Genomic DNA, 26,265 nt, shown 5'->3' with positions numbered 1-26,265 from the left:
TTATTATGTTATCTAGGGGAGACATTGATTTGCGCTAAGACTTCCTCAATCAACGGGACCATGTTGGTGTCCTTGATGAGGGCGGGTTGCATCGGGAAGATGGTGGACCTGAACTCAGGTTTCCTGAATTTCACGCTTTGGCCGATCACGGTCTTCAGGCAGTTTAACCCGGCTTGCCCGATCACGGAATTGGACACGTCATACAGGTTTGACTTTTCCGACTTGACGACATTGTTCCAGAAGAAATGAAGGGACTTCAGGTTGACGTTCGGTTTCCCAATCAGGTTATCATTCACCAGTAAGCCGAATTCGAGGCTGCTTTTGATCACGAGCTGGTCCGCTATCAGGGGAATGAAAATGTGGTCCAGCTGGCTGATGGTTTGGAGCACCCCGGGCGTGTTGATGGTACCCGGCAGATCCACGAAGACAATATCGTACGGCTCCTCCCCTGCTTCCAATTCCAGGAAGATATCCATCTCTTTCACGGATTCGGCCGGGTTGGTGTTCGCGATCGGGTACACCGGTTTGCCCAGGCCGGCAAAGGCCTGCTGGTAGGCTTCGTTTTTACGCACCATGTTGATTTCATCTTCCCTTAGCTTATGGATGTTCAGCTGGGGATAGTCCGCATCCAGGATGGCCACCTTCAACCCCAGCACATTGTGGCAGTAGCTGGCCATCAAAATCTCCAGGGTAGATTTACCCACTCCCCCCTTCTGGTTAAAAAATGAAATAAATTTCGTTTCTCTCGTCATTATTGTCTTTTGCTTTTCTACTTACTTAACCGTCTACTTACTTGTCTATCTAGACAAGTAAGTAGATAGATACTTGTTTGCTTAAATGCCTACTTGTTAACGTGGCCACTTCTGTACTTCCAGCGGCTTTTATTTTCCTGCCTACTTAGTTGTATAACTGCTTAAGTACCCATATACCTGTTTGCTTAGATAACTGAATAGGTACCTACTTACTTCTTCATTTACTTACCTACTTGCTTCTCTATTTACTCACCTACTTACTTCTCTTTTTACTTACCTACTTAGCTGTCTATTTACTTGTTTATCTTTTTAGCCCTTTGCCTGCCTACTTAATTATCTAGTTGTCTAACTATTTATATAAGTATTTATTTACATGGGTAGTTACTTATCTGTTTGTATAAGTGGTTACTTAACCCTCTAATTACTTATTTGTCTAAGCAAGTATAAGAATAAATACCTATATAGCTCCTTAGATGTTTACTTGTCTGTCTACCTATCTTTAAAGATAGTTACTTAGATGTCTGTCTACTTGCTTATCTATGTACTTGCTTGTTTAATTGTCGGTTTACTTGTTTAGCGAACTACTTACTTATCTGTTTACTTGTATAAGTAGGTATGCAAATAGATATCTGTCCAGTTGTATATCTAAGTGGATGTTTAAATGTATATAAGGTGGCTTGGGTAAGTAGATAATGGGTTATATGTTTATTTATTTAATTGGCTAAGCACTTGTTTCTCTATATATCCACATATCTATTTACTTATTTGCCGGTTTACTTGCTTCGCTTTATACTTAGCTCGCTAAATACCCATATAAGTAGATGGTTACCTGTCTGTCTAAGTAGATGGTTCGCTATCGATGTAGACTTCTACTTAACTATCTATTTACGTGCTTTCCAAAATAGCTATTTGTCTACTTGGTTAAGTACCTATCTACTTATTTACTTAACTATCTGTTTGTCTATCTACTTACCCGTTTGGATCCCCGAAGGTACAGATAAGTCTTTTGTTTCCCAATTGTTTACTTGCTTCCCTAAGTAGATACATATCCCTTTACCTATCTGCCTAACTACTTACTTTTGTGGTTAGTTAACTACTTAACTACTTACATCGCTGTAAAGCCTCTGTTGTAATGGTTTCCCGGCACGCTTTCTAAAATCTACTCAACCATCCCTTGGTACTTTCAGTATAAAGAGGTATGTTTTGCGTCAGCAAAAAGCAAGATATGTTTTTGTTCCACAAAAACTAAAACCGGTTCTCTCAGAGGTCGCTAATGCCAGGAGGAAAACCGCTTTGCCGCCGTCGTCATGAAAGAACACGCCCATGGAAAAGGAAGAGAAACCACTCGAGAAAAAGAAGGGGCGGGGCGGGCGGAAGCCCAAGCCCCCGCAGGACCTGGCCTCCGAAGAAATCAAGTTCCGGGTCACCGAGAAGGATTATAAAAAACTGGACGATTGGTTCCGGCAGTCTGCCTACCGGCATAAATCCGAGATGTACCATGATCTCATGTTCCACCAGAAGCTCGCCCTGCGGGACAGCACGAACGTGCTGCTGGCCACGGAGATGCAGCACCTGGTCCGGGAGATCAAGGCCATCGGGACGAACTATAACCAGGTCGTCAAGAAGATAAATTCCCTGACCGACGGGAGGCCCGTGCCCCCCGAAGTGGCCAAGCTGGTGGAGCTGACCGCCCAACTGGGGAAGGCGCAAAGTGAATTCCACGCACTTTTACTTCAGCTAAGGGAAAAATGGTTGCAAGGATAATTCGAGGCAAAGACATCGTCGGTCTGCTCAAGTACAATGAGAAGGAGCACTCCAGCGTCTTGTACGCGCAGTTGATCAATGACCTCAAGGACCCGGAGGAGCTGACGCTGCAGGACAAGATCCAGGGGCTGCAGGCCTATCTCCGGCTGAACCCGAAGATCAGTAAGCCGACCTTCCATGTTTCCCTGAACCCAGACCCGGAGGACAGACTCAGCGACGAGCAGCTGACGGAGATCGCCCGGGAGTATCTGGAGCGGATGAACTACGGCCAGCAACCCTACCTCATCTACAAGCACGAAGACATCGAGCGGACCCACCTGCACCTCGTCTCGGTCAGCGTGGGCCTGGACGGCAAAGCCATCCCCAGCAGCCAAGACCGGTACCGGTCGGAAGAGATCCGGAAAGACCTGGAGGCGAAATACGGGTTGGTGCCCGCCGGCGAGAAGATACCCAATGGGAGAAATGTCTTTGAGCCGATTGATGTCCGGGCCATCGAGTACGGCAAGACGGACACGAAAAGCGCCATCGCCGCCGTGGTGCGCTCCGCCACCCGGGAGTATCGGTTTTCCTCCCTGGCAGAATACAAAGCCCTGCTGAACCAGTACCACGTGACCGTGGACGAGGTAACCGACCCCAACGATCCTAGCAAGACGCTGGGGTTGTTTTACGGAATCATCAACCCGGTAGGGGAGAGGGTCGGCAGCAGGATCAAAGCCAGCAGCATCGGGAAAGAGGTCGGCTGGCCCGCCCTGTCGGCCAAGTTCACCGAAGACGGGCAAAAGATAACCGAAAGCCACGTTAAAGCTACCCTCTGCGGCAAGATAAAGACCGTTCTAACCGCCTATCCGTACCTCACCCTGGCTCATTTCAAGGAAAGGCTACAGGAGCAGGAAATACAGGTCATCTGCCGGGAGGGCGGGGAGAAGGGCCTGGCCAGCCTCACCTATATCGACGCCCACACGAAAACCGTTTTAGATAGCCAGGCTTTGGGCACCGCGTATTCCGCTCCTTACCTAGGCCAACGGTTTGCCGAAGCGACTTTGTCCCGCCCTGACCTGCAGCAGGCGAACCAGGAACTGGTGCGTATTTACAATGGCTACCGGAAAACAGACCAAAACTATTTCTTTGAAAGCAGCCTCATCAACGCCTTGCCGCAGTTAAAAGGGGCCTTTGCGTTGCAATTACTAAAACAGGTTCCCCAGCTGGAGGGGAAGCAAGCCGAATTGGCGGTCAGCAATTTCATGGAATACCGGCAACGGCAATTGCCCCAGGTACAGGAGAAAGAGAACGGGTATTTCCAGGCGAATACGCCGCCTCTGCTCCACTATGTCCAATCCAACGGGGAACTGAGCCTGCGCCAAAAGCTAAGCTTCCTGTACGCCCTCCACATCACGTTTTCCCAGAAAGGGGAGGACCTGCTCATCCACTCCTCCAAGAGTCCCGAGGTGGGGTATACCGTGCCGAATACGACCCTTTTCCAACTGCTGGGCGTGCCGGCCATCCTTGGGAAACTTACGGTGTCCGAAGGGGGGATCCCGGTGTTCCATAAAATGGACCGGCAGATCCTCAAAACCATGAGCCAGGCCCCGGAAGAGCGGCAGTACGGTACGTTGCGGCTAGGGGAGCGGATGGGGCAACTGGATCGTTCCCCCATCCTACCTTTCCTCTCCAAAGCGGACCGGCATCTGCTATTGAGTCACGCCAACCGGGACTATGCCGCCGGGGTCTACCAAGGGATGGACAAAGGCCTGGACTACCCCCAGACCCTCTCTTATCTGCTGGAAAACGGGTTGCTCATCAAACCGGTCCCCGGAAGGGGAGGGGAGCCGGTGGCGTACCACCTCGGGTACCATACGCTGCCGGAGAGCACCTTTGTAAAAGCGGGAGCGTCGCTGGCGAACCTGCTGAAATCCCATGGCTTCAACCCGGAAACCGAGGCCAGCGTCAAGCGTCTCGTCTTCCGGGAATCGCAAACCGGGGAAGTCACCGTGTCCCCTAAGTACCGCCTTCTGGTCTCCCTGAGCCAAGCCCTCCAACGGAATGACCTAAAAGCTACCCACCGCGTCCTACGTTTCATCCATGGGATAAATAAACCGCTGGCCAACCAAATAGAGAAACACCTGGCGGAAAACCTGCCCCGAAACCGGAAAGACCCCGGGGCAGGAATGCTCCAGGCCACCGATCTGATTCCCCTCATCCGAAAGGAAATAGCGGAATACCCGTCCGATACCTTGCGGGAGCCGAGCCAGAATGCCTCCTTGACCAGCCTTTACCGGGCGGAATCAACCCACGGGGCCCGTTTGCTGGAGAGTTTGGGGATTCTCTTCCGTAATTTCGCCGACGCCGTCTTCGGGAACGAGCAAGGGGAGAAGGAGGAACACCGGCCGGAGCAGAAGCGGAAAAGGCGCCGGCGCTTGCGTTGGTAAACCCTTGGTGATTATTATTCATCCCATGGATAGGGCTTGCCCGTATACCGGGGCAGAACGGGCCTCTTCCCCGCCTTTTCTAGTTGGGGAAAGAGGGCGTACATATAGCTGAAATCTATATATTTGCCTTGGCTCTTCCCTTCACCGGAACCTAACACGACTCACTGCCCCGATACTCGATTGGACCTTACCCTTTTCAGCAGATGCACGAAGATCAAAGAGCCTTATCCAAGCTGATGGACTTCACCCGGATCCTCAGTATTTTTTTACTCGGAATCCATGTGTACTGGTTTTGCTATTCCGCTTTCCAGGGCAACGGCTGGACGGTCCCTTTCCTGGATTCCGTTTTGCTGAAGTTGGCGAAAGGAAGCGGGCTTTTCTCCGATCCCCTCTATTCCAAAGGGGCCTGCCTCCTGCTACTGGGGATCTCCTGCCTGGGGACCAAGGGCGTCAAATCAGAGAAGGTCTCCGGGAAAAGCATCGGTGGCTACTTTCTCCTGGGTTCCGGGCTGTTTTTCGCCAATGACCTGCTTTTGCATCTCTTCCCCCAGCTCACCCTCCATTCCTTTTTTTACATCAGCACCCTGGCCCTCGGCTACCTGCTGCTCCTGAAGGGCGGGAATTACCTGTCCCGATTATTCAGCTCGGACCTGATGAAGGATATCTTCAATGCCGAAAACGAATCGTTTCCCCAAGAGGAGGGGTTGCTGGAAAATGAGTTTTCGGTCAACCTGCCCACGGAGTACCAATGGAAGGGAAAAAAAAGAAAAGGGTGGGTCAACGTCGTCAATCCCTTCCGAGCCACTGGGGTCACCGGAACACCCGGCTCCGGGAAGTCCTTCGCGGTGGTCAACCAGTTCATCAGGCAGCACATCGCCAAGGGATTCGCCATGTACATTTACGATTACAAGTTTGATGACCTGTCCCGCATCGCCTACAACACCCTGCTGCGGAACTACGACAAGTACCCCGTAAAGCCCGCCTTTTACGTCATCAACTTCGACAACCCAGCTAAGAGCCACCGGTGTAATCCGCTCCTGCCCTCCATGATGAGCGATATCATCGATGCCTACGAGAGTTCCTATACCATTATGCTCAACCTGAATAAAAAATGGATCGAGAAGCAGGGGGAGTTTTTCGTAGAGTCCCCGATCAACTTCCTGGCGGCCATCATCTGGTTCCTGCGGCTGTATGAAAACGGGAAGTACTGTACGTTCCCCCACGCCATCGAATTCCTGAGCCGGAAGTACGAGGAGATCTTCCCGATCCTGGGGAGTTATCCGGAGATCGAGAACTATGTCAAGCCCTTCGTCTCCGCGTTCGAGGGAGGGGCCATGGAACAGCTGGAAGGCCAGATCGCCAGTGCTCGGATCCCCTTGTCCCGGCTGGCCTCCCCGCAGCTTTACTGGGTCATGAGCGGCAATGACTTCACGCTGGACCTGAATAACCCCGCAGCCCCGAAAGTCCTGTGCGTGGGCAACAACCCCGATCGGCAAGCCGTCTACGGGGCGGCCCTGGGGCTGTACAATGCCCGGATCATCAAACTGATCAACCAGAAACACCGGCTGAAAAGCTCCGTCATCATCGATGAGCTGCCGACGATCTACTTCAAAGGGCTGGATAACCTGATTGCCACCGCCCGAAGCAATAAGGTGAGCACGTTATTGGGGTTCCAGGACTTTTCCCAATTGGAAAGGGATTACGGCCGGGCCGAGGCCACGGTCATCAAGAATACCATCGGGAATATTTTCTCGGGACAGGTGGTAGGGGATAGCGCCAAGCAGCTGTCGGAGCGATTCGGCCGGATCCTGCAGAAGCGCCAGAGCGTGTCCGTCAGCCGGGATTCCACCTCTTCCTCCACCTCTACCCAATTGGACAGCATGCTCCCGGCCAGTAAGATCGCCAACCTGTCCCAGGGAGTGTTCGTCGGGGCGGTGGCGGATAACCTGGGCCAGGAAATCACCCAAAAGGTATTCCACGGGAAAATCAAGATCGATGTCAAAGCGGTGCAGGAAGAGGAACGTACGTACCGGGAAATCCCCGTTATCACGAATTTCACGGATGAAACCGGGAGAGACCGCATGGAGGAGATCATCCAACAAAACTACCTGCAAATCAAAGCCGATATAGCAGACCTGATCCAGGCGGAGCTGACCAGGATAAAGGCGGAAGCCCCGGCACCAGCATCTAAGTAATCACAATGGAGCATATTGAGGAAGCATCAGAAAATATACCGAACAGCAATACGGGTCTCCCGGCCATGGAAACGGCCGCGTTCCAGGCCCTCGTAGGAAAGAGGCTGCTGGAGATCCGCACGTCCATCAAGCCGAAACTGACCCAGATGCGGTTGGCCCAGGAACTTGATTTAAACCAGGGCAACATCCAGCGGCTGGAATCCGCCGGCAGGGGAACCGTGGAAAACCTGCTGGTGATCCTGAACTACTACCTGAAGCAGGACTTTAACCTGAATTACATCCTGGCCGAGGACAATTCGAGGTTTACCCCCCGCCTAAGGCCTGAAGACAAGGTAGAGAACTTGGATTCCTATTTTGAGCGGCTGGAATAGGGGGTGCCTGCTTCCGCCCTGAACTTCTCAAACATCAGAAAGCAGAAAGGCAGGGGATCGAGGGGCCGCCCGTTTTTGGCGACGATGTAATGCAGGTGGTTCCCCGTACTCAACCCCGTCTGCCCCACATAACCCACCACTTGCCCTTGCTGCACGGTTTGTCCGGGGGTGACGATAAACCGGAGCAGATGCCCGTAGACCGTGGAGAACCCATTCCGATGATCCAGCTGCACGAAGTTCCCCAAGGCCTCATGGAAGGAAACCGAACGGGAAACGACCGCATCGGCCACGGCATAGACCGGGGTGCCGTTCGGGGCCGGTATGTCAATTCCCCCATGGAAAAGAACCGCGTCCTTCACGGGGTGCGCCCGGTACCCGAACCCGGAACTAACCCTGAAATTCCTTACTGACGATTGCTTGACCGGCACCAGGCTGGGGATCGTCCGGAGGATCCGGGAATCAAACCGGGAGATTCGGAGAAGGCGCAACACCTCGCCATAGGTGGTCGATTGCCTTAAGAGATCCTCCGTTACGAAGGTAATCTCATCCCGCAGGGCCTGTTTACGCAGCCAGAGCAGGGATTCCCGTCGCTTTTCCGTTTCCGATTTCTTCTCCCAGGGCAGAGGGTCCTGGGCCGCTGGGAAGGACTGGGCCTGACCTGGTACCTCCCCCAGTCCTAGCAAGGCGAACGCGGCATATTTTAGGTAGTGCGACATGCCATTTTTTTAAAATTATTCGTATCATGAATTATACGCAGTAAAAAAGTGGCCGTTTATTCATCTTATGAATAACTTATGTCTTTCTTTCGGCCAGTTGATTTTTTTACCTTAAAAATTAGAGCCATGGCAACGGTAGCATCACCCCTGATGGGGACAGGAAATCACGGCCTCGGGGAAACCGGGAAGACGAAAGCCAGGGAAGAGAAATCCGGCACGGAAGAGGAGCTTACGAAGGCGGAGAGTAAGACACAGCACCCAGGGGAATCCCCCCAACACCTTTTTACCTTGAACAAAGAAACGGGGGAGGTCCACATCCTCGGGAAAGATCCCCAAGGCAAAACCAGGCTCCATGATCCTGCCCAGCCCAGGCAAGCGGATGGCCCCGTTTTTGAAATAATTCCCCACAAAGGGTTTCTGGGTAACTTTATTATTAACTTCAAAAACAATTACGGTACTTCGGATTCTTTAGAAGTGTTGGCCGTGCCGGTTTCCAAATCGCCCGCCACGGCGGCCCGGGAAATACAGGAGAGCTTGCCTGACTTGAAAGCCGATCTGATCAAAGGGCTGATAGCCCTGGAAGACAAAACAGGGACCTCCGGGATGACCGACGCCACGGAAAGGGCCTTTGTCCATCTTCCGGAAGACCGGCAGCAACAGCTGCTGGAAAAGCTGGCCCCTGATCCGGAAGGGAATAACTCCTTTGTGTTGAAGGGTCAGAAGGATCGGTGGCACTTCCCGGAGGAGGGCACGGGGAAGCTGACCTTGCGGCAGAATCTAAGCAACATGGTCCTTTTCATCACAGGGGAGGACGGTAGTCCGAAGACAACTTTACGGCAGGATTTCAGAAATATGGTTTACTTCGTGAAGAATGATGAGGTAGGATCTTCCGAGATCGACGATGGCAAACCTAAGGCTGCCCAACCATCCTATAGCAAAACACTAGACATGCAGAAAACAAAATTCAACCCGGAGGACATCAACTGGAAAGATGCCGAGAAACTAGGCCTCACCAAGGATCTGTTGGAAAAAACCGATAACCTGACCAAGCTTCTGAATGGGGAAAAGACCTCCCTGCTCCAAGGGCTGAAAGGGGACTTAGGGGGCGTGAAAGTGTCCCTCGACGGAAAATTCCGGTTGGCGGAAGATCCGACCGGGAAGCCGACCTTTGTATTCCATGGCGTACGAGCCCACCTGGATATCCCCACCTCCTACCTGGGCTATGCGTTCTCCCCGGAGGACAAACAAAACCTGAAAGAAAGCGGAAACTTGAATAAACAGGTAACCCTCACCGATAGGTCCACCAACAAGGAATTCCAGGCCTATATAGGGGTAGACCGGGATACCCAGGAATTAGTGGCCGTCCGGGCCGATCGGATCAAGATCCCGAATACCTTGTGGGGGGTCCTGTTGACGGACGAGCAAAAGAAATCCCTGGAGCAAGGCAAGCCTACCCCCATCGCCGGGATGAAAGACGATAAGAACCAGGAGTTTTCGGCCACCGTGCAAATCGATCCCGCCAAAAAGGGATTTTCTTTCCGTTCTTTGCCCGCTACTGCCGTCCACCAAACCATCCAACCGGAGAATAAAATACAGGTAGCCGCCAATAACGAGGGGAACAAAGCGGAAACGGTGAAACACTCCGATACCGTGGAAAGCAAGCAGCAGCAGGAGCCGGAACCGAAGGCGGCCAAAAGAAGGGGACCAAAACTATAAACCACGCTGGGCTGCCTGGCTGGCTTCAAGTCGGCCGGGTCGGACTACTTTCCCCCTTCCATTCTACACCTTTACTTTTTTCCTATGGAGGATTTCAGAAGTAAATACCCGGATGCCAAAAGCTTTGAGGACTTCCGCCAGGAAATCTCCATCATTGAGCTGGCTACTGCCAACGGTTACCACCATGAGGTGAAAAAGGGTTCCCGGACCCCGGTCTTTTTCAACCCGCAAACCAATGACCGGATTATCATCCTCAATCCGACGAATCCTGGGAACCAGGGCTATTGGAATCCCGAGGATGACACGGATAAAGGCAGCCTGATCAATTTCGTGAAAAGGAGGCTGGGTACCCTGTTTCCGCAAAACAGCAACCGGAACGAAAACGCCAACGTGAATGCCATCCTGTACCAGTACCTGAAACTGCCGGAACCGGCCAGGCAGCAGAACCGGCAGCTGGTGGATACCGGAACCCTCCATAACATCGAAGCGCATCAATTTCTGATCGACTACTACCAGCTCAAACCGCTTTATAAAAAAGACTTCTTCCGGGAAAGGGGGATCTCCCTGGAAACCTTGGAAAAACCGGAATTCATCGGGCGTATCTACAATGTGCAATACCAGGATCCGGCCAAACCGGGACCGGTCTATACCAATGTGGCGTTTCCCTACCACCTGGCCCATGATACCCGGATGGTGGGCCTGGAGATTCGAAACAGGGATTACAAGGCCCATGCCGAAGGCTCCGACCGGAGCAACGGGGTTTGGCACTCCAATATGCCCCACAAGTTAGACCGGATCGTGCTGGTGGAAAGTGCCTTGGACGCCCTTAGCTACCAGGAACTCCGGAAACCGCAAAATACCTTGTACATTTCCTACGGCGGGAATCTTACCAGCCACCAGATCCAAACCATCAAGGAACTGAAAGCCAAAGGCAACACGGACCCTGATTTTCAGTACGTGACGGCCAATGACAATGACAAAAAGGGAGCCTACTATGATCTGATGTTCCTGAGGGAATTAGCTGCCGAAAAATTCCCCTCCCAACGGCTGGCAAATCCCAAAAACAGCCTTAAGCTGGCTTTCTCCAGCCTCCATACTGAACCTGGTGCTCTCGTGGACCTGGCCGACAGGCTGATGCGGGCACTGAAGCAGTACCACGGGCAAATCGACGAGGAACTAAAAAAGGAGGGATTGGGCAACGTCGTCAAAAACGAACTGGAAAAGGATAAAATCAAATTCAACCTGACTGGAAATCAGTTTATCGTTGAGATTCCGACTACTTTCTTCGCCCTGCACCAGTTCAACAAGGCGTTGGTTTCAGCGGCAGGGTTGGAGAAAAAGATAGAGATTAAGAAAGCCATTCTAAACGACTACAACGAGGATCTGAAACTGATCAAAGCCATCCACAAAAGCCCCGAGTTGCTAGCGGAAATCAATAAAAATGATCTGAAAAAGAGCCCAGCCGAAAAGCTGACGCATGACGATCTGAAGTTCGTGGTTCTCCAGCCAGGGCGCTACGAACAGCTCCAGCAAACCTTCGGGTTGGGGAAAGAGAATGAGGAAAGCCTACAGGTGCTGCAGCAGGAGAAAAAAGGGGGAGCGGTAGCGGACAGGGAAAACCAAGAAGCTTTGCCGAAGGATACTCCTCTGGAGAGAAGGGCCAACCCCAAAGAGAAGATACCACAGGTAAGCCGCAGACTGTAGAAGTCACCGCAGGGCCAGCAGAGAAAACCAGATCCAGGAACGGGTTTGGTTTTTTTATGAAAAGGGGGGAGGCTCCCTACCGGTCGGACCCACTCCGGACTGCGCATTGCTTCGGTCGCGACGACAAATCTGCTCCCTAGATTTTCCTTCGAGCTTCTAGCCCTACAAGACAACTGCCCAGCTTAGGGAAGGAATTGCTTTCCATGTAATAATAGGCTAGTAATCAGGAATTAATAAATAATAAAGCCAAGGGAAAAAGTTTTAAAGCACTAGTTTCTGTGCATAAATTAATATATACATTATGTATCTTTGTGATGATACGAAACGTATATATAGTAAAGGAAACGGTTTAACAATTGTACTTAAAACCTCTAAGACCATGGCCACCCAAAGCGCACATCTCGAAAGATCAAACTCCTGGGACCGACTCTGTTTTCCGGTCCGGGAAGAGAAACTGCAGGCTCTTCTACCCGGTTCGTACCAGTTGCTTCCCTCCGACCGGCAACGGGCGGTCGTGGGCGCTATGCCTGATGGCACACAGCACGTCTTTGCCCTGCAAAGTGAGGAGTATACTTTGATCCCCAATGAATTGCTGCGGGAGGTAGTCAACAGCGTAACCCAGGAGTATGTCTTGGATGCCCGCTTTACTTCGCTGGGGGATTTCGGGATCAACATCGTGTTGCCGGACAGCCTGCACGTAGGCCCCGAGCGTATCTATAAAAACCTCATCATCACCAATTCCTACACCGGGAAAAGCCCCTTTACCATTCAGGGTTCCTCCATCGAATCCACCAACGAGGAAAAAGTAAAGGTATCCTATTACCGTCAGATATGCTCCAACGGGCTGATGGGATGGGCCGACGAGTTTATGGGGTATGAGGAGTATTTTAATTGGTTGGCGAACGGCCAGCCTAAAAAGTACCTGGATGCCCTGCAGGAAAAAGTGGAGCACGTCACGATTGAACGGATCCGGAAAGAGGAAAGGATCCTGGCCGAGACGTTCCACCACAAGGGGTTGAACCTGGCGTTTTTCAAAGAGCACCTTACCAAGATCCTGAAAAATTTCACTGCACAAAGCCTCTCGGTGACCGGCACTATTTACCAAAAATTGGTGGAAGTGGCCGTGCCCACGGAGGCAGACGTCCAAAAAGTGATCCTCCAAGCGGGATTGCCCAAGAAATTGTCCTCTCTGGCCATGGAGCGGTTGCGGTTCGAGGAAAAGGAGTTGCAGACCGAGGCGAACCTATGGCTTTTATACAATGCCGCCAATTATGCCCTGTTCAACGGGAAATCGGCCCTGACTATCAACGAGCGGTTCAAAGCCGACCAAAAAGCCTTCCACCACATCGCTGAAATGGCGCTTTGATGGCCCGCGGAGGGTGCCGGTATTGTGCCTACACTCTCCGCAACTTTTTAGTCAAAGGCTATTACAAAGCAGGTGGTGGAGCCTCCCTCGCTCCTCCTCATCAAGTCAAAAAAATAGAGCACCAATGGAAAGGGAGTTGCGGTTATCATTATTTTATCGTAACATTGCGATGTAATAATCATCTACCAATCATGGGAGTCACTAAGACGCAGAATTTCACGGAGGAGCAGAACACGGTCGCCGCTTACGCGAAAGCCTTGGCGCACCCTGCCAGGATAGCGATTCTCCAGCACCTGCTCAAGAGCAAGGCCTGCATCTGCGGTGACCTGGTGGAGGTGCTTCCGCTGGCGCAGGCCACGGTCTCACAGCACCTGAAGGAACTCAAGTCCGCTGGGCTGATCACTGGCACCGTGGAGGGCACCAGCGTGTGCTACTGCATTGACAAACACAAATTTGAAGAAGTACGAGACATCTTCCTGAACCTTTTCTCCGCCAGCGTGGAGTGCAGGGATAGCTGCTGCTAAAATTTTTTATCCATATTCATCGTAATATCGCAATCATATGAACAGAGCAGATTTCATCAACTGGCAAGAATTCAAGGCCGAGCTTCAGCGTAAACCAGACCTGCACCTACAGTTCCAGTACGCCGAAGGGAAACTGGTGGACGTTTCCTACCACATCACCGAGATCAAACAAGCCCCGATCGTGTCGGTGGACTGCGGCGGGGTGATGAACACGTGGACGGAGGTCATCGTGCAGCTCTGGGAGCCTGAGCAACGGGACAGCAACCGTGAGATGAAGGTGAGCAAGGCCCTTTCCATTATAGGGGTGGTAGAAAAGGTATTGCCGCTGAACCCGCTGGGCACGGTGAAGATCGAGTTCGGCAACTCACAGTTTGACACCCGCCAGATGTACCCGTCCCAGTTCATCGCCGACGGGGAGAACCTGATCGTCAACCTAAGCCCTGATTTCGTGCAGTGCAAGGCCATCGAGCGCGGTGGAAGCTGCGGCACCAATGACAAAGGCGAGGAGTGCTGCGCCCCAGCCCCAGAGAAGAAGAAAGTCCAGTTGGTGGAACTGACCACGTTCCCCGCCGAAAGCTGCACGCCAGGGTCTGGCTGCTGCTAAACCGAAGACTATGCCTATAGCACCCTTGCTACCGTCGCATTGGGTGGACGTGAAGCGCATCTACCTTGAGGGGATCGCCACGGGGCAGGCCACCTTCCAGACCGAAGCCCCTTCTTGGGAGGACTGGGACAAAGGACACCTCAACAGTTGCCGCTTCGTGGCTCTGGAAGGGGAGGAAGTCTGCGGTTGGGTTGCCCTTTCACCCGTCTCCAGCCGCTGCGTTTACGCAGGCGTGGCCGAGGTCAGCGTCTACGTGGGCCAAGGTTTCAGGGGAAAGGGTATCGGCGAGAAGCTGCTCAAACACCTGATCACTGAGGCCGAGAACAACGGCATCTGGACAATTCAGGCGGGCATCTTCCCTGAGAACGTGGCCAGCGTGAAACTCCATGAGAAGAACGGCTTTCGCATCGTCGGCCTCAGGGAACGGCTGGCGAAGCACCACGGGGTCTGGCGCAGCGTCTACTTCCTTGAGCGGCGCAGCCTAGTGGCGGGTAATGATTGATCACGACAAATGACAAACATGAAGAATATACTTGTTCTCTGCACCGGCAATTCCTGTCGGAGCCAGATCGCGGAAGGATACCTGCGGCATTTCACGGGCGGCCACGCCAACATCTTCAGTGCGGGGATAGAAACCCACGGAGTGAACCCCAAGGCGATCTCCACGATGGCGGAAGACGGCATTGATCTCTCGGGCCACACCTCCAACCACATCGATGAATACCGAGATGTACCTTTTGACTACATCATCACCGTGTGTGACCACGCGCAGGAGAACTGCCCGTACTTTCCGTCCAAGGCCCAACGGTTCCACCAGAACTTCACTGACCCAGCCAAGGCCACGGGAACCGAAGAGGAGGTAAGGGCTGCCTTCAGGAAGGCTAGGGAAGAGATCAAGGAATACTGCCGCACGTTTGCCGCCGCGCACATCACCAGAGAAACCGTTTTCACCCCAACAGAATAAACTATGAGAATCGCCCTTTTCAGCGACATCCATGCCAACCTTCCCGCCCTTGAGGCAGTGTTGGCCGACATGGACAATCAGAACCTAGACGCTGTTTATTGCCTAGGTGACTTAGTGGGCTATGCCACTTGGCCGAATGAGGTAGTGGCCGAGATTAGAAGAAGAAGGATTCCCACCATCGCGGGGAACTACGACGAGGGTGTGGGTCTGGCCAGCCCCAACTGCGGGTGCGCCTACAAGACCGACACAGAGAAAGACCTCGGACAGCAGTCCATCGACTACACCAACCACATCGTCACAGAGGAGACCCGCCAGTACCTACGGATGCTCCCGCGCCACATCCGCCTCACCTTCATGGATGACTCAAAGGCTGAGAACAGGATGGAGATGCTGCTGGTGCACGGCAGCCCCCGCAAGATCAATGAGTACCTGTTTGAGGACAGGCCCGAGAAGAGTTTCCTGCACATGTTCGCAGACGCAGGGGCCGATATCCTATTCTTCGGCCACACGCACAAGCCCTACCACCGCGCCATGCCCTATGACCATGAGGGGCAGACCCGTTACCGCCACGCCATCAACATCGGCTCAGTGGGCAAGCCCAAGGACGGCGACCCACGCGCTGGTTACGTGATCTTGGAACTGACGCCTGAGAGCAAGCTGACCAACCCTGAGAGCATCAAGGTGGAGTTCGTCCGTGTGGCCTACGACGTGGAGAGAGCGGCTCAGGCCGTGGAGGCAAGCCCATTGCCCAATGAATTCGCAGGTATGCTCAGAACCGCTTAAAACGCTTTAAATAGACTGATATGAGTCAATGCACCGTAGATAAAAGAAAGAGGCTCTCCCGCCTTGACCAGTTCCTGACCCTCTGGATATTCCTTGCCATGGGCGTGGGTGTCCTGATCGGGTATGTGTACCCAGAAGTGGAGGACACGATCAACACCTTCCAGACGGGCACCGTCAATGTGCCGATCGCCATCGGGCTGATCCTGATGATGTATCCGCCGCTTGCGAAAGTGCGGTACTCACAGCTAGGCAGGGTCTTCAAGAACGTGAAGGTGATCACGCTCTCCTTGGTCTTGAACTGGATCATCGGCCCCATCCTGATGTTCCTGCTGGCGATCATCTTCCTCAGGGATTACCCCGAGTACATGGTCGGCATCATCCTGATCGGCTTGGCAAGATGCATCGCCATGGTGCTGGTGTGGAATGAACTGGCCGAGGGTGACCGCGAGTACGCGGCTGGCCTCGTGGCGTTCAACAGTATCTTTCAGGTGCTCTTCTACAGCCTTTTCGCCTACATCTTCATCACGATCCTGCCCACGTGGTTCGGGTTGGAGGGTAAGGTCGTGGACATCAGCATGGGGGCCATCGCCGAGAGTGTGGGCATCTACCTTGGAATACCGTTCCTGATGGGTTTCCTCTCCAGCCTGATCCTGCGCCGCGTGAAGGGCAATGAGTGGTACCAGAACGTCTTCATCCCCGCCATCAGCCCCATCACGCTGGTTGCCCTGCTGTTCACCATCGTGGTGATGTTCAGCCTCAAGGGGAACCTGATCGTGAACATCCCGCTGGACGTGATCCGCATCGCCATCCCGCTGGTGATCTACTTCGCCATCATGTTCGTGGTGAGCATCTACATGGGCAAGGCGTTGGGGGCCAACTACGCCCAGAACGCCTCCGTCGCTTTCACCGCGACGGGGAACAATTTTGAGTTGGCGATCGCCGTCGCCATCGGGGTTTTCGGTCTTAACTCTGGTCAGGCATTCGCGGGCGTGGTGGGGCCTTTGATCGAGGTGCCCGCCCTGATCGCCTTGGTGAACCTAGCTTACTGGTTCCGCCGAAAATACTACGGCACCGAACCCCTGCTTACTTCAGCGCCGACAGTAGAAGAAGCAAAGGCTTGAAACATCAACTTCCATCCGCAGGCTACTTAGGTCCTTGGGGTTAACCAAACTCCTTCAAAGCTTTGATTATTTTGCAATAGCCCTGGTACTTCTGCCTTCCTAAAATTTCTTGGATTTTATCCATTTACCCATCATGTTTAGGGTTGATAATGGGTAAATGGATATTCCCTGTTTTAAGGCCTTTACCAGCATTTTGCCGTATATAACCTATCCTAACTATTTCGATTGATGCTATTAGATGTTTTCAAGCCAGCGCGGCCAGGATTAACCCCGGATCAAGTGGAAGCCAGGATCGAAAGGGAGAAATCGGCTTTAAGTTCCCTAGCGGGGATCCTGACCAATGCCCCCATGCCTGACGATTTCGCAGTGGAGTTGATGCAACGTTACGTGGACGGGGAGCTTTCCTTGGCGGAGGTCAAGGAAAGGATCATCACGGAAACGAAGCGCCGGTACAGTTCCGTCCCTTCCGAAAAGCCTGTCTAACCTATAGGGTATGGGGGATTTATTCTCGGATAGCCAAGGCGTTCTCTTAAATAAATTAGGGATCACCGATGCTTCCGCCCTCTCCCAGGCAGAGGCCAACATCGCCTGGACCAGTGTGGAGGAGCTTAAAAGTAGGGGAGGGGTGCCGGGCGGCAGATTTGATAAAAACCACTTCCAGCAGATCCACCGGTTCATTTTCGGGGATATCTATCCCTGGGCGGGGGAAACCAGGGCCGACCGCCAGTTCCAGGGGCACAAGCCTACTTATGCAACGGGCAGCAGGGAAATCATGGTTTTTGCCCCCTATCCCGACATCGACGGGAACCTGCAGGCCCTGGCCGCGCACTTGGAAAAGGAAAACTACCTGAAAGGCCTGCCCCTCGACCAGTTCACGGAACGGGCTGCCTTCTACCTGGACCAGTACAACTATACCCACCCGTTCCGGGAAGGCAACGGTCGAAGCCTGCAGAGCGCCTTTACGCAACTGGCGTCCCAAGCAGGATACCGCCTTGATTTCAACCAGCTGAAGAACAAGGAAGACTACAACCACGGTCGGGATGTTGGCATGGTTCGGGTCCATGGTGCCCCGGACCGGGCCCGTAACCTGGAAGGTCTGAAAAGCATGCTCCGCACGGTGACTTATCCGGTGCCCACCCAGGAGGCCGAGTGGCTCCGCAGCATCCCCGCCGTACCGATTCCTCCTTTATCACAGGAACTACTGCGGATGGAAGCGAAGCGGGAGTTTGACGTCACTTTCCTCCGGCTGACCGAGGTGTACCCGGCGCTGCGGGGAATGGAGCCGATCGATACTTTCCTGCAGCGGTTCCAGGAAGTGCGGTTCGACGAGAAGCAGATCCTTCCCCACAAAGATGCTTTCCATGCCGTCATCCAGGCGGTTGTGAACCACCCCATGGTGGCGCCCGCCTCCCAGGACCTCCAGGATGCCCAACGATTCGGGCACTCTATCCTGCAATTGGAGAAAATAGCCAAAGGGCAGAAAATAGGGGAGGAGCTAACCCAAAAACTAAAAGGGCCCAGGGTAAAATAGAATTGCCTTGCCTACCAACCGGACCTACGGGGCCGAAGGTCCACCACGCCTTTGCCCGCGTAAAGGGTCGTTAGCCCCAGTTGAGCAGGACACTCAAACAAAGGAAGCTACCCGTGATGTTGAAGATAAAGGAGATGACGCTTATGGTCTTATAGGTCTCCTGTTTCAGGTAGGGCTTCCGGTCATGGAGCCAGAGTAGGAAGGTGCAGACAACCCCTATCGTCAGGCTTAGGAAGATGAGTGTATTGACAGTATCCATCGCATCCCTCTTAAGTTATACCAACCCTTTAAAGTTCTATCATACGGGTACCGAACGATCTGGATTTCTTTCCGGCGTGTCCTGCCGCAAGGAGTAGTATTCTCTTGCCCCTTTTTCCAATTGTTACCTGGAAGGCTGGCTGCATTTACGCTGCGGAGTAACCCAAACCTGGGATTTACAAAACCTATACTTTCCGTAGTCATTCACCGGTACATATCGTATATAATGTAAAGGGGGATTGTTCCCGTGACCGGAGGGGAGGATTGGAAATTGGCCCTGCCGGCAACGGGATAAGTACCTCCGGTGACCTTCCCTGGTAAATCAGGCAGAGGTTCATCCTGTTTCCGGTTCTTGTTTTGAGGAGGGAAGTGTTTTGCGTCAGGTTAATTGCCCTGATTCTTTCCTAATGAATTTTTTTCAGCTTTCGTGCCCCGCTTGTTTGCAGGTATTCAGCCGCTTTAGTATTTTACTTAACTAAATTGACCTATTGCGCTTCGCTCACTACCCGGACTTGTAGGACAGGGCTTCATAGTTTTATATGCTTTGTCAAAGATTTCAATTACGCTCCCGATGAAAACAACTGAGATCAACTTTGAGGATGACTTACGATACGTGAAGGTGAAGATTGGCTTGGAGGAAGGTAAGATAAAGAGTCTCGGGGAGATAGTTGCGATTATCCCGGTTACCCATATCGCCAAGAAGCTCAGTTTGAACACCGTCCGGCTGCAGGCTAAAATAAAAGACCCCAGCACCTTCCGGGTATCCGAGCTTCAGGCTTTCGCAAAGTTGGTCAACGTTGAGTTTTTAACCTTGGTAAGTGTCATTTTTGCTTCCCCCCCACCAAGTAACCACTAACGACATGATTAACGGCCATGAAATTGTACTGTACACCAAAGAAGGATTTATTGTCAGAGTAGAAAGCACAGAGTTACAGGAGAAGTTTTTGGCTTCTTCCCAGTACAGGATCGAGGGTGATTGCCCCCTGGAAAAGATGACCGCCTTTATCGAAGAGGTGATGGATTGCCAAGTTCCCGAGCAGAGCTGGGCAGGTCTGCGCTATGTCCTGGAGGTACTGGGGCACCCCGAGCATCTTCTTTCCGCCTAGAGTTCCCAGAACTGGATTAGCTTGGGCTGCTTCCGGGCTAGTCCAGTTCCGGGCTTTATTTCCCTTTCCTACTATGGTGTGAAAGGAAGGATTTGGGTTACATGGGCACCCTTTCCCCCCGTCTTTCACCTTTCAAAGCCTCTAAATCGCCTGAAAAATTATTAAGAATCAATCTAAATAATATTTGCAGGTTGAGATACCGTCTCTATATTTGCGTCAAATTAGATTTAATCTAAATAGCAATAATGAGACAGATCTACTCCTTCCTCTTCCCAATTCTAGTCTTCCTGGCCTTCGGCCAGCACGCGTTTGCCCAGGCGACGGGCAGGGTAAGCGGCAAAATAAAGTCCAGCGACGGGAAACCCGCCGCTTACGTAAATGTGGGTTTAACGGGAACCAGCAAAGGTGCCGTTACCGGAGAGGATGGTTTCTACACGATCCAGGGCGTTCCCCCCGGCACTTATACCCTGACCAGCTCTTTTGTGGGGTTGGAAAGCAAGGAAACGAGCATCACCGTGGAAGCCGGAAAGACAACCAAGGTCAATTTTGAGTTAGTGGAAAACGCCGCCCGGATCTCCGAGGTAGTGGTAACCGCCGGAAAGACCATCAACAAAAAGCCATTGGCCATCGGGAAAATAGCCATTGCCCCCCTGGACATGCCCCAGAGCATGACCATCGTGAACAGCGAGGTGATCGCCAACCAGCAGGCTTCCAGGCTGAGCGACGTCATCAAGAACGTGAACGGGGTTTCCCTGGGCACCAGCCGGGGCAGTACGGCGGAGACCTTCTTTGCCCGCGGGTACAACCTAGGGGCCAACAACATTTTCAAGAACGGGGCCCGCTCCAACTCCGCGGTCATCCCGGAGGCCAGCACCCTGGAACGGGTGGAAGTACTGAAGGGAAGTGCCGCTTTGCTGTATGGCAACGTGTCCGGCGGGGCCATCATCAACATGGTGACGAAGCAGCCCAAATTCGAGTACGGCGGAGAGATAGCCCTGCGGGCGGGCAGCTATAACCTCTACAAACCCATAGCGGATGTGTACGGGCCGATTTCCCAAAACCTGGCCTTCCGGATGATCGGCACCTTCGAAACGTCGGAGAGCTACCGGAACAGCGTGGAATCAAAACGGTACTACGTAAATCCTTCCCTCCTCTACAAACTGGGTTCCAGAACCACTATTTTGGTGCAGGGGGATTACATGAACCATGACTTCACCCCGGACTTCGGGATCGGCTCTTTAGACAGCAAGATTCCCACCACGATTGGCCGGTCTACCTTTTTCAACGCTCCCTGGGCCTACAACAAGGTCAACCAGGTAACTACCTCGGCCACGGTGGACCACCAACTGAACGAGACCTGGAAGCTGAACTTCATCGGGTCACAGCAGAAGTTCGGCCGGGACTATTTCTCTACCGAGCGGATTCAGGCGGACGCCGACGGGGATTGGGGCCGGAAACTAACCCGGTCGGATATCTCGGAGGATTACTACACCGGGCAGATCAACCTGAACGGGGAATTCAAAACCTTCGGCCTGGGCCATACCGTGCTGGTGGGGGCGGATGCGGAACGTTACCTGAACACTTCCCATACATTCAAAATATCTTCTTTGGGCAAGGGCGACGTGTACGATTCCATCAACCTTCTGGACCCCACCAAATTCACCCCTCGCACCGATGAGCCCCTTGCCACGGCCACCCTCCGCACCGAAACCCCTACCTACCGTATCGGAACCTATTTTCAGGACCTGATCAGCATTTCAGACAAGTTCAAGGTCTTGGCCGGACTTCGGTGGTCTTACCAGAAAGTTGCCGTCGCCAAACTGTATGACTTGACGAACAATGAGGTCAAGAACAGCACCACAGCTACGACTAAATACGACCGGGCATTTTCCCCTCGGGTAGGGGTAGTTTACCAGCCGACCTCCACGACTTCCCTGTTTGCCAGTTACTCCAACAACTTCGTCCCCAACACCGGGAAGGATGTGTTTCAGCAGAACCTGAAGCCCTCCATCGTGGACCAGTATGAAGCAGGCGTGAAAAATGATTTGATCAAAGACCTGCTCTCGGTCAATGTCACCTTTTACCGGATCATCAACAATGACCTGGCTTTGCAGGCGCAGTACCTGGCCGACGGTACCACGTTGAATACGGACGCCACCATTAAGGAATTCACCGGGCAGACCACCAGTGACGGGGCGGAGGTGGACCTGAGCGGTACCCTCGTGCCAAGCCTGACCTTCCTGGCGGGATACAGCTACAACTTCATGCGCTACACGGACACCCCCGGTTCCAAGGGCAGCTATATAGAGGGGGAGCGCCTGGTGAGCAACCCGGCCCATACCGCCAACGCCACCATCTTCTACACCCTCAAAACAACGGCCCTGAAAGGCTTGAAAGTGGGTGCCTCCGGTTTCTACACCGGGGAGCGGAACGCCGGCTGGAACAACCAAGTGGGCCAGGCGCAGAAATTCAACCGCCTGATCCCGGTAAGCGGTTTCACCACGTTTGATGTTTCGCTGGGGTATACCCGCCACAAGTTTTCCCTCCTGGGCAAGCTGTCCAATATCACCAATGAGCTCAATTACCTGGTGCACGAGAACTACAGCGTTAACCCGATCCCTCCCCGTCAGTTTGTCACTACCCTTTCCTACAGGTTCTAATCGCCCTATCCGGATAAGGGGCTAACGGGTCACCTACTCTTTACCCTTCTTCCAGGCGTACAGCCAGTTCTCTTCTGCCTTACCAGCCAGAAGGGAACTGGCTGATTGACGTCTATTGCGCTTGCCTATTCCCCAAGTCCTATCGTTTGCATTATTCAATAATCTTGTCTTGCCCATCCTTCCCCTCAACCACTTACGATTAATATATATAAACCGCATATGTTTAGGAACTATTGATTGTTAGGCGTACGTTGGAGAACCACAGCATAAACGCCCCAGCCTTCCCACAGCAATGATTTTGTTCGAGAACACCATCATAAAGTTAGACTATAGCCCTGCTACTGACATCTTAGAGGTGGCACACCCTGATTTGCATGACCACCTTCTCCCTGAGATAAAGGACAGTATAAAAATCCTGCTAGAGAACGTCAGAAGCTATGATGTCAAAAGGCTCCTGCTGGATTCCAGCAGGACAACTGTATCTGTCAGCGAGCAGGAGAGCCTGCAGATTGGGATGTATCTTGCCGAAGGCCTGATGAAGACCAGGCTGGTGAAACTAGCGCGTCTTCAGTCTCCTAGCCCGGCAGTGGAGGAGAATGCCGAGAAGGACATCAGGGAAATCGAGCAGGCTGGTATGCTTACCTTCGAACTCCAGAACTTCACCAAAAAAGTAGAGGCTTTGGAGTGGCTCAAAGGCTAGTCCCTTCCATTTCAGATATCAGGATTCCTGTCATAATCAGTAAGTGCGTTTGGATGGTCTTAGGAAGCATTTAGAACCTGTTGGTTACCACGGCTTGGGATCATGGTAACGAATAGGAGGGAAGTGCCGTTTGTCTGTACATCCTAGCCAACGCCCATGAATATCTATACCAGTGGTTTTCTTAATTTGGAGTACGACCCTGCCACTGATATCATGTCTGTCAGTTTTCCACCGGTGAGTGATATCCTCGTTCCTGAGATCAGCAGCTCCTTTGGCATCATCGTGGAGCACGTAAGGAACTACGACAGCAAAAAGCTCCTGTTTGACGCAAGGGATACCCAGGTGGATGTGGGGGAGGAGGTATTTGCGCCAGTCATCGCCCATTTCGTGAAGAGTTTAACCTCCACCCGCGTCCAAAAGATTGCAAGGATCATCTCCTCCAGCCATTTCAGGGAACATGTGGTGAGAAAGGTGTTCAAAGGCAATAAGTTGCCCATCCAGTTCCAGAGCTTCACAGAGGTTGCCCCTGCTATTTCTTGGCTGAATCGTTTGGACCTAGGCCTTCAATCAAATGGTTAATCATGCATCAGTCCTTCAGCCGATAAGCCTTAAACCAAACTTCTGTGGTAAGCTTCGGCAAAATCTAAGTTTAAGGGGCAAGCCTCCAAATGGCACTTAATCAGTATAGTTGTTGCACTATCTTTCAAATCTCCCAAGCGGGCCCAAAATAAAAGGAGGATTTACAGGTTATGAAAGGGAGAAAAGGTAATGAAAGGGAGGGATTTGAGATGAATTGGTTTGAGAATTTTGATGCCTCCACCCTTACCAGGGCAGAAGCAGAGGAGAAGTTGGTGTACGTAAGGTACTTGATAACTAGGGAAGAAGAGAGTGAAAAGCTTGAGGGGCTGCGGGTTTACCAAGGCCTGATAGAAGGCAGGCTTGCGTATTTCAAGCTGGGGGACAGCGCCTCAGGGACACAGGAGAGTATACCCCAACCCCTGGCTACTTCAGAGGACATGGATCTTGCATGACATGAAATCCCTTCACCTGCATAATCCATTCAACTATTTAACACCTGCCCATTAGTTATAGCCTTTTGTTAGGCTGCCAACCACGATCCGTATTCTTTCCTAAGGTGACCCCCTCCAGGCACTAGCCTCTTTCTAGTTATCTTTTCATTACCCATTAAAATTATCTATTAAGAGTTATCATTTGTTTGCAAGGGCCTAGTGGGAATCCAAAGCTCGGACAAACGCCCATTTCGGCCTGAAAGCGATGGTTTTTAGGTTGAAATGGGCTTACTTTGTATTGCCTTGAACAAGAATACCATGGAAAGTTTCGGCAGGTTCGTACGCCGCTTGCGCAAATCCCAAAAATGCACCCAAGTCCGCTTAGCCAAGGAGATAGGTCTTAGTCGCTTCCAACTAAGTCAATTGGAAGCAGATTCCGTGCTGCCCAAAGAGATCAACCTGATGAAAATGGCGGCGGTTCTCAAAACCGATCTGCCCGCGCTGAAGCTACAGTTTTTTGGGGAAAAAGTGGCCCAGGAACTGCATCGGCACAACTGTACCCTGGAGACCCTCACATTAGCGAGGGAGAAACTTATCTATTTGCAGACCCACCACCCTACGACGCCTGAAAGTACGCCAGCATAGCTCCGGGGCCTTGCCTTCACTTCCAGCAGCAACCCGCCTTATGGAACATCGAGGCGGACGGGAACACTTCTATAGGTTTGCCTTGCCCTAACGATCTGTCTAACTGCTAATTCCAGGAGTCATAAGGAATAGAACTAATTATATAAGTTTCCACCATAATTGTATAACAACTTATTACGCCTCTATCTCTACTTTTGCCAAGTAAAGGTCAGCAGATCAGGCAACTCTTGCTGGCTGCTGACGTTGTGATACGAAAGCAAAACCGCTTCCTGGATGAAAACACTGCATAAACTAGTTCACCTTAGCTTGATAGTGGCCCTTTCCCTGGCTTCTATGGGCTTCCGCGTGGCGGTCTCGCAGTGTTCCGGCGGAAAAGGGACTTCAATCGGTTTTTTCGCCGAACCAGGCTGCTGCTGCAAAAAGGCTTCCAAGAAGCCTATGAAATCCTGCAATGACCTGTCCTGTGTCATGCAGCGGGGAGTAGCCTCCCACACCAACCTCAACGCTCCGGCCCAACAGGTGGCCAAGGTGGCGAAGGAGCCAGGCACCTATCCGGACTTCACCGAACACATCCGGCCTTCCATCCTGGAGACGATCCCCCATTTCACCTTGCCCCCTCCGGTCCCCGGCAGGCTCATCGGCATCCTACATCAAACCTTTATTATATAGTACCCTTTCCCCGTCTAGGAACGCTTGCGATTCTCCTCCCCAAACGTCGTACCCTAGACCGTAATTTTCAGCCGGGTATTTTTACCTGCCCAAGCCACATTTTCCTAGCCCTTGTCGCTTGTGCTTAGGCCCTTGCCACCTCCTGTGCTCCCTATAGAGCCAGCAGTTGGCTAGCGCCTGCCTGTATCCGGATTTTACGCTCACCTCCTTTAGGATTATTCAGGCTTTGCCTCGCAGCACCGCTGTATTCCCTTGCCTAAGAAGCATGCCCTAAAAGACTTTTGTCTTTGGGGATGCTCCTTACAGGGGAAGAAACCCTCTTTTCATTCATCTATATATTCCCTTTCATGAGAACCTTGAAATCAACCCTTGCCGTGGCTTTTTTTGGCCTAACCCTATTCTCCGCCTGTAACGGTTCTGCCACCGAGCAGAAAGCCGCCGAAGGAACAGAGACGAACCAGCAGGTAGCCGGTGTCACCTACACTTGTCCTATGGACCCGGAGGTAATAAGCGACAAACCCGGAAAATGCCCTAAATGCGGCATGTTCCTGGAAGAGGTGAAGCCCGGCGAAAAGCTGGACTCCGCCGCCGCCGCCGCCCATGAGCACCAAGCGGGCGACCAGCATTAATCCTTTCCATTCTTTCCTCCCGGCATAGCAGCCGGGGGGATCATTTCCTGC

At 52.4% G+C, this 26,265-nt stretch carries 27 protein-coding genes; 24 read left to right on the top strand and 3 right to left on the bottom strand.

Annotation, left to right across the window (positions count from 1 at the left end):
* Positions 1 to 8 precede the first annotated feature (8 nt).
* Positions 9 to 752, bottom strand: a complete 744-nt coding sequence (locus EFB08_RS17160; RefSeq protein ID WP_123128193.1) for a ParA family protein — start codon at positions 750 to 752, stop codon at positions 9 to 11.
* Positions 753 to 2,075: 1,323 nt separating this feature from the next.
* Here EFB08_RS17160 and EFB08_RS17155 point away from each other — a divergent pair.
* From EFB08_RS17155 to EFB08_RS17140, 4 genes are all read left to right on the top strand, one after another.
* Positions 2,076 to 2,516 carry a plasmid mobilization protein gene (locus EFB08_RS17155; RefSeq protein ID WP_123128192.1) on the top strand — a complete coding sequence of 147 codons (441 nt, stop codon included), beginning with the start codon at positions 2,076 to 2,078 and terminating at the stop codon, positions 2,514 to 2,516.
* Positions 2,501 to 4,942, top strand: coding sequence for a relaxase/mobilization nuclease domain-containing protein (locus EFB08_RS17150; protein WP_123128191.1), 2,442 nt, complete (start codon positions 2,501 to 2,503; stop codon positions 4,940 to 4,942). Before EFB08_RS17155 ends, EFB08_RS17150 begins: the two co-directional genes overlap by 16 nt.
* Before the next feature lie 203 nt (positions 4,943 to 5,145).
* Positions 5,146 to 7,137 carry a conjugal transfer protein MobC gene (gene mobC / locus EFB08_RS17145; RefSeq protein WP_123128190.1) on the top strand — a complete coding sequence of 664 codons (1,992 nt, stop codon included), beginning with the start codon at positions 5,146 to 5,148 and terminating at the stop codon, positions 7,135 to 7,137.
* 5 nt (positions 7,138 to 7,142) lie between these two features.
* The gene (locus EFB08_RS17140) at positions 7,143 to 7,508 is read left to right on the top strand and encodes a hypothetical protein (RefSeq protein ID WP_125077773.1); all 366 of its coding nucleotides are present in this window, start codon (positions 7,143 to 7,145) and stop codon (positions 7,506 to 7,508) included.
* Here EFB08_RS17140 and EFB08_RS17135 read toward each other — a convergent pair.
* Positions 7,487 to 8,224, bottom strand: coding sequence for a M23 family metallopeptidase (locus tag EFB08_RS17135; RefSeq protein ID WP_123128188.1), 738 nt, complete (start codon positions 8,222 to 8,224; stop codon positions 7,487 to 7,489). The two genes, EFB08_RS17140 and EFB08_RS17135, sit on opposite strands and share 22 nt — an antisense overlap.
* A gap of 288 nt (positions 8,225 to 8,512) precedes the next feature.
* On the opposite strand from EFB08_RS17135, the gene EFB08_RS17130 reads away from it, so the two are divergent.
* The 11 genes from EFB08_RS17130 to EFB08_RS17080 all read left to right on the top strand — a co-directional run bounded on the left by EFB08_RS17130 (position 8,513) and on the right by EFB08_RS17080 (position 18,537).
* Positions 8,513 to 9,940 (top strand): DUF3945 domain-containing protein, encoded by a 1,428-nt coding sequence (locus EFB08_RS17130; RefSeq protein WP_165864943.1) that lies wholly within the window; start codon positions 8,513 to 8,515, stop codon positions 9,938 to 9,940.
* Between the two features lie 84 nt (positions 9,941 to 10,024).
* The gene (locus EFB08_RS17125; RefSeq protein ID WP_123128186.1) at positions 10,025 to 11,644 is read left to right on the top strand and encodes a toprim domain-containing protein; all 1,620 of its coding nucleotides are present in this window, start codon (positions 10,025 to 10,027) and stop codon (positions 11,642 to 11,644) included.
* Between the two features lie 379 nt (positions 11,645 to 12,023).
* Positions 12,024 to 13,010: a hypothetical protein gene (locus EFB08_RS17120; RefSeq protein ID WP_123128185.1), complete on the top strand. Its 987-nt coding sequence runs from the start codon at positions 12,024 to 12,026 to the stop codon at positions 13,008 to 13,010.
* 191 nt (positions 13,011 to 13,201) lie between these two features.
* A complete protein-coding gene (locus EFB08_RS17115) occupies positions 13,202 to 13,534 on the top strand; it encodes an ArsR/SmtB family transcription factor (protein WP_123128184.1) in 333 nt (110 codons plus the stop codon).
* 37 nt (positions 13,535 to 13,571) lie between these two features.
* A complete protein-coding gene (locus EFB08_RS17110; protein ID WP_123128183.1) occupies positions 13,572 to 14,138 on the top strand; it encodes a DUF6428 family protein in 567 nt (188 codons plus the stop codon).
* Positions 14,139 to 14,148: 10 nt separating this feature from the next.
* A complete protein-coding gene (locus EFB08_RS17105) occupies positions 14,149 to 14,640 on the top strand; it encodes a GNAT family N-acetyltransferase (RefSeq protein ID WP_123128182.1) in 492 nt (163 codons plus the stop codon).
* Between the two features lie 18 nt (positions 14,641 to 14,658).
* Positions 14,659 to 15,102, top strand: coding sequence for an arsenate reductase ArsC (locus EFB08_RS17100; protein WP_193553980.1), 444 nt, complete (start codon positions 14,659 to 14,661; stop codon positions 15,100 to 15,102).
* Positions 15,103 to 15,105: 3 nt separating this feature from the next.
* Complete coding sequence (locus EFB08_RS17095) at positions 15,106 to 15,885, top strand: metallophosphoesterase family protein (protein ID WP_123128180.1); 780 nt, start codon at positions 15,106 to 15,108, stop codon at positions 15,883 to 15,885.
* A gap of 20 nt (positions 15,886 to 15,905) precedes the next feature.
* Positions 15,906 to 17,006 carry an ACR3 family arsenite efflux transporter gene (gene arsB / locus EFB08_RS17090; RefSeq protein WP_123128179.1) on the top strand — a complete coding sequence of 367 codons (1,101 nt, stop codon included), beginning with the start codon at positions 15,906 to 15,908 and terminating at the stop codon, positions 17,004 to 17,006.
* A 279-nt stretch (positions 17,007 to 17,285) separates the two neighbouring features.
* Positions 17,286 to 17,489, top strand: a complete 204-nt coding sequence (locus EFB08_RS17085; protein ID WP_125077772.1) for an antitoxin VbhA family protein — start codon at positions 17,286 to 17,288, stop codon at positions 17,487 to 17,489.
* A gap of 10 nt (positions 17,490 to 17,499) precedes the next feature.
* Complete coding sequence (locus EFB08_RS17080) at positions 17,500 to 18,537, top strand: Fic/DOC family protein (RefSeq protein WP_123128177.1); 1,038 nt, start codon at positions 17,500 to 17,502, stop codon at positions 18,535 to 18,537.
* Between the two features lie 70 nt (positions 18,538 to 18,607).
* Here EFB08_RS17080 and EFB08_RS17075 read toward each other — a convergent pair whose 3' ends face one another.
* Positions 18,608 to 18,796: a hypothetical protein gene (locus EFB08_RS17075; protein ID WP_123128176.1), complete on the bottom strand. Its 189-nt coding sequence runs from the start codon at positions 18,794 to 18,796 to the stop codon at positions 18,608 to 18,610.
* Positions 18,797 to 19,366: 570 nt separating this feature from the next.
* Here EFB08_RS17075 and EFB08_RS17070 point away from each other — a divergent pair.
* The 9 genes from EFB08_RS17070 (at position 19,367) to EFB08_RS17025 (ending at position 26,214) form a co-directional block, all read left to right on the top strand.
* Positions 19,367 to 19,651, top strand: a complete 285-nt coding sequence (locus tag EFB08_RS17070; RefSeq protein WP_123128175.1) for a hypothetical protein — start codon at positions 19,367 to 19,369, stop codon at positions 19,649 to 19,651.
* A 4-nt stretch (positions 19,652 to 19,655) separates the two neighbouring features.
* Positions 19,656 to 19,901, top strand: coding sequence for a hypothetical protein (locus EFB08_RS17065; protein WP_123128174.1), 246 nt, complete (start codon positions 19,656 to 19,658; stop codon positions 19,899 to 19,901).
* Positions 19,902 to 20,146: 245 nt separating this feature from the next.
* Positions 20,147 to 22,561, top strand: a complete 2,415-nt coding sequence (locus tag EFB08_RS17060) for a TonB-dependent receptor (protein WP_123128173.1) — start codon at positions 20,147 to 20,149, stop codon at positions 22,559 to 22,561.
* Between the two features lie 292 nt (positions 22,562 to 22,853).
* Positions 22,854 to 23,261 (top strand): hypothetical protein, encoded by a 408-nt coding sequence (locus tag EFB08_RS17050; protein WP_123128171.1) that lies wholly within the window; start codon positions 22,854 to 22,856, stop codon positions 23,259 to 23,261.
* Positions 23,262 to 23,417: 156 nt separating this feature from the next.
* A complete protein-coding gene (locus tag EFB08_RS17045; protein ID WP_123128170.1) occupies positions 23,418 to 23,840 on the top strand; it encodes a hypothetical protein in 423 nt (140 codons plus the stop codon).
* A 170-nt stretch (positions 23,841 to 24,010) separates the two neighbouring features.
* Complete coding sequence (locus EFB08_RS17040) at positions 24,011 to 24,292, top strand: hypothetical protein (RefSeq protein ID WP_123128169.1); 282 nt, start codon at positions 24,011 to 24,013, stop codon at positions 24,290 to 24,292.
* Between the two features lie 297 nt (positions 24,293 to 24,589).
* The gene (locus EFB08_RS17035; protein ID WP_165864942.1) at positions 24,590 to 24,916 is read left to right on the top strand and encodes a helix-turn-helix domain-containing protein; all 327 of its coding nucleotides are present in this window, start codon (positions 24,590 to 24,592) and stop codon (positions 24,914 to 24,916) included.
* Positions 24,917 to 25,189: 273 nt separating this feature from the next.
* Complete coding sequence (locus tag EFB08_RS17030) at positions 25,190 to 25,585, top strand: hypothetical protein (RefSeq protein WP_123128167.1); 396 nt, start codon at positions 25,190 to 25,192, stop codon at positions 25,583 to 25,585.
* A 356-nt stretch (positions 25,586 to 25,941) separates the two neighbouring features.
* Positions 25,942 to 26,214 carry a heavy metal-binding domain-containing protein gene (locus tag EFB08_RS17025; RefSeq protein WP_125077771.1) on the top strand — a complete coding sequence of 91 codons (273 nt, stop codon included), beginning with the start codon at positions 25,942 to 25,944 and terminating at the stop codon, positions 26,212 to 26,214.
* Positions 26,215 to 26,265: the final 51 nt, after the last annotated feature.

This window comes from Rufibacter latericius, assembly GCF_003721515.1.
GTDB classification, from domain to species: Bacteria; Bacteroidota; Bacteroidia; order Cytophagales; family Hymenobacteraceae; genus Nibribacter; species Nibribacter latericius.
Note: the sequence above shows the minus strand (reverse complement) of the source record. Positions and strands in the feature narration are given on the sequence as shown.